General features: G+C 63.3%; 3 protein-coding genes. All 3 read right to left on the reverse strand.

What is annotated here, in order from left to right; translation table 11 throughout:
* A partial coding sequence (locus tag EOA75_RS30895) for a family 16 glycosylhydrolase (protein WP_127325934.1) occupies positions 1-1,085 on the reverse strand: 1,085 nt, incomplete at its 3' end.
* Positions 1,086-1,441: 356 nt separating this feature from the next.
* Positions 1,442-2,233 carry a pyrroline-5-carboxylate reductase dimerization domain-containing protein gene (locus tag EOA75_RS30900; RefSeq protein WP_127325935.1) on the reverse strand — a complete coding sequence of 264 codons (792 nt, stop codon included), beginning with the start codon at positions 2,231-2,233 and terminating at the stop codon, positions 1,442-1,444.
* 107 nt (positions 2,234-2,340) lie between these two features.
* Positions 2,341-3,045 (reverse strand): SDR family oxidoreductase, encoded by a 705-nt coding sequence (locus EOA75_RS30905; RefSeq protein WP_127325937.1) that lies wholly within the window; start codon positions 3,043-3,045, stop codon positions 2,341-2,343.
* Positions 3,046-3,321: the final 276 nt, after the last annotated feature.

Below are 3,321 nucleotides of genomic sequence, written 5' to 3' on the forward strand. Positions count from 1 at the left end.
GAGTTCGGGGTCTGGCCGTATCTTTCGATGACGTCCAGCTCAGGCGGCCACGAGCCGTCTTCCGGCAGCAGCCAGAAGGCCGGCCAGGCGCCGGCGTTTTCCGGCAGGTCGGCGCGCATTTCGAAATAGCCGTATGTCTGCGAGAAGCTGTCATGCGTGGTCAGGATGCCGGACGTGTATTCGTAATTATTGATCAGCGGCTTGATGTCCGCCGGCGCTTGCGCCGCGGTGATGGTGAGCACGCCGTTGTTCACGCTGAACGGGTGGACCGAGCTCGTCGGCGCGTAATTGGCGTCGATATACCATTGCAGCTCGTTGTTGGTGGCGAGCGTGCTGCCGTTCGGCGCGCCCCACCAGAAGTTGGTATCCCACGTGCCGCCTTGGCTGTTGTGGAGGTTCAGCGCGTTGAAGTCGTCGCTGAAAGACAGCGTCATGTCGGACTTGTCGATCGGCAGCTGGAATTGGCTGGGCTGCAGCTTGTCGATGGTCGTGTCCTTGAACATGAGGATCTCGCCGGATCCGAGGTTCAAGATGACGTTCGGTCCCGCCTGGATCATGTTCGAGTGGATGGCGTCGAAGGAAGTGAACCCATAGCCATCGAGACGGACGCTGTCAGTCGCGGCAAAATTGGCGATCAGGTCGCTTCCGTTGCCTTTCGCGATGATGAAAGTGTCGTAACCGCCGCCGCCATCGATCAGCACATCATTGCCCTTGCCGCCGTCCAGCGTCTGGTGGCCGGCCTTGGCGGTGATGATGTTGTCCAGGTCGTTTCCAAAAGCGTAGTTCTTGGCGTTGGTGACGATCAGGTTCTCGACATTGTCGGGAAGCGTGTAGCTCATCCATGTGCTGATGGTGTCGATGCCTGCCCCATAGCCCTCGGCCACCTTGTTGCCCGCGGCATAGAGATAATAGATGTCATCGCCGTAGCTGCCGTGCATGGTGACATTGACGCCGGAAGCTCCATAGAAGGTGTCGTTTCCGGAGGTGCCCCACAAGTCCGGTCCGGACCCCGCCGCCGAGTACCAATGGTTGGACGAGCCGCTATAGGGGAGAGGAACGCCTACGGCATTGACGAAGCTGCTCATCGGACAACCCTCCTCGCAATACACGGCTTGCTTGAATCGGCGATGCGAACTCAACCGATCGCTAGCGGGTCAACTGGTAATTCCGGGTATCGTTCCAAGGAATTGTGTAATAGTACAGAGAAAATTTGCCGTTCAGCGATCAATTATTCGCAAGAAAAGAGAGTGAGAACGCCCTAATACAATTTGCACGCGAGGGCTCACTCAGTTTTACACAATATTACTAATTTCTTTTATCAAAAATTAAGCATCGCGGCGCGAGGAGTTCGCGTAGGCGGCACGACTCACCTGAGCGGCGGGGCCCGATCCGGCGGATGCTCGCCTGATGCCTTCGGCGCTCAAAGGGCAGCGTCGTCGGCTCACGCCTTGCCCATCGCGATCGACTTCAGGAACGCGGCCGCCAGTCCCTTGGCAACGGCCTGGTCGAAGCCTGCTTCGCGCATCGTCTCGATCGCGGCCGCTGTCGTGCCGCGATAGCCGAGAAAGGCCTCGACCGTATCGGCCGGTGAAGCGTCGTTGAGCTCCAGCAGCCGGCCGGTTCCGGTGAGCACGGTGTTGACCGCGCGGCGCGCGACCTCCGGCTTGAGGCCGAAGGCCACGGCGTCGCGCATCATCGCTTCGGCGAGCAGGGCAGGGAAGGCGGGCCCCGAGCCCGTCAGCCCGGTGAGATAGTCGATGTCGCGCTCGCTGCCGACCTCATCCTCAACGCCGCAGGCTCCGAAGATCGCGCGCACGGTCGCGCGGTCCAATTCGGTGGCGTCGCCGCTCGCGATCCACGGCGTGTACGATTTGCCGACCTCGGCAGCCGCGTTGGGCAGCGTGCGCACCACGCGGCCGGTGCCGTGCTTCTCGCCGATCTCGGCCATCCGGATGCCGGCCATAACCGAAATCACCAGCTTGCCCTTGGCATCCAGCTCGAGCGACGGCCAGTCCTGCGGCCGCACGGAAAGCATGATGACGTCCGAGCGGTTGGCGAGCGCCTGGTTGTCGCCGGTCCAGAAGACGCCTGGAAAGCGATCCGGCTTGGTGCTGCGATAGGAGAGGGCAAGGTTCTCCGCCCGCGCGACGCCGGCCGAAAGCGCGGCACCCGCGATGGCGCCGCCCAGCCAGCCGGCGCCGCCGACAATGCCCAGCCTGAGTGAAGCGCTCATTCGTGTCTCCCTTGCAGTCTTAACGGTGCGGGAGGCGGCGGCCATTGTCCAGCGGTCAGCCGCAGCCGCGTACCGGCGAGCGACAGCTGTGCCTGCCGAAACGAGCCTCAGTACCCCCGCATCAATCCACCATCGACGCGGATGTTCTCGCCGGTGATATAGGCCGCGCCGTCGGAAGCGAGGAAGGAGATCGTTGCCGCCACTTCCTCGGATGTGCCGTAGCGCTTCATCGGCACGCTCTGGCGACGTTCCTCTACGCCGGGCAGGCTGTCGATCCAGCCCGGCAGCACGTTGTTGATGCGGATGTTATCGGCCGCATAGGTGTCGGCAAAGATCTTGGTGAAGGCGGCGAGCCCGGCGCGCGCCACCGCCGAGGTCGGGAAGGCGACGCTCGGCTCGAACGCCCAGGCGGTCGAGATGTTGATGATGACGCCCGCCTTCTGCTTCTGCATCACCGTCGTCACCAGGCGGGTCGGTCGCACGACGTTGAGGAAATAGGTGTCGATGCCCTTGTGCCAGTCTTCGTCGCTGATCTCGATGATCTGCGCGCGCGGCCCGTGGCCGGCGCTGTTGACCAGCACGTCGATGCGGCCCCAGCGCTCCAGCGCGCCGTCGGTCAGCCGCTTCAGATCCTCGTTCGACTGGTTGGAGCCGGTGACGCCGAAACCGCCGAGTTCGTTGCCCAGCGCCTCGCCCTTACCGGAAGAGGAGAGCACGCCGACCTTGAAGCCGTCGGCGGCCAGCCGCTTCGCCGCCGCCGCGCCCATGCCGCTGCCCCCCGCCGTCACCAGAGCTACTTTTTCTCCTGCCATGTCGCTGTCCATCCTTGTTGAAAGCGCCTCTGTTAGCACGCGGCGGTGCAGGGCACGAACCGGTTTGGATTGCGCCACGATGCCGATTGGCGAAAGCGGACGCGGAGTCCGAACGCCATGCTCACACCTTGAAACCGCTCATCAGCGCCTTCGACACCACCGCACAGCGTCCGGGCTTCACGTCGCCCGCCTTCAGTGGCACGCCCTTTCCAGCCGGCACCGCCGGCCGGTACCAGCTCCGCAGCGCCTGGTCGCTGGCGCAATAGCCCCAATTGA

The sequence above is a fragment of the Mesorhizobium sp. M1A.F.Ca.IN.022.07.1.1 genome, assembly GCF_003997575.1.
Classification (GTDB): Bacteria; Pseudomonadota; Alphaproteobacteria; order Rhizobiales; family Rhizobiaceae; genus Mesorhizobium.

What these genes read in the sequence shown, in the direction of transcription:
- EOA75_RS30900 (WP_127325935.1), bottom strand. Translation starts at nt 2,233, where the DNA reads ATGAGCGCTTCACTCAGGCTGGGCATTGTCGGCGGCGCCGGCTGGCTG.
- EOA75_RS30905 (WP_127325937.1), bottom strand. Translation starts at nt 3,045, where the DNA reads ATGGCAGGAGAAAAAGTAGCTCTGGTGACGGCGGGGGGCAGCGGCATG.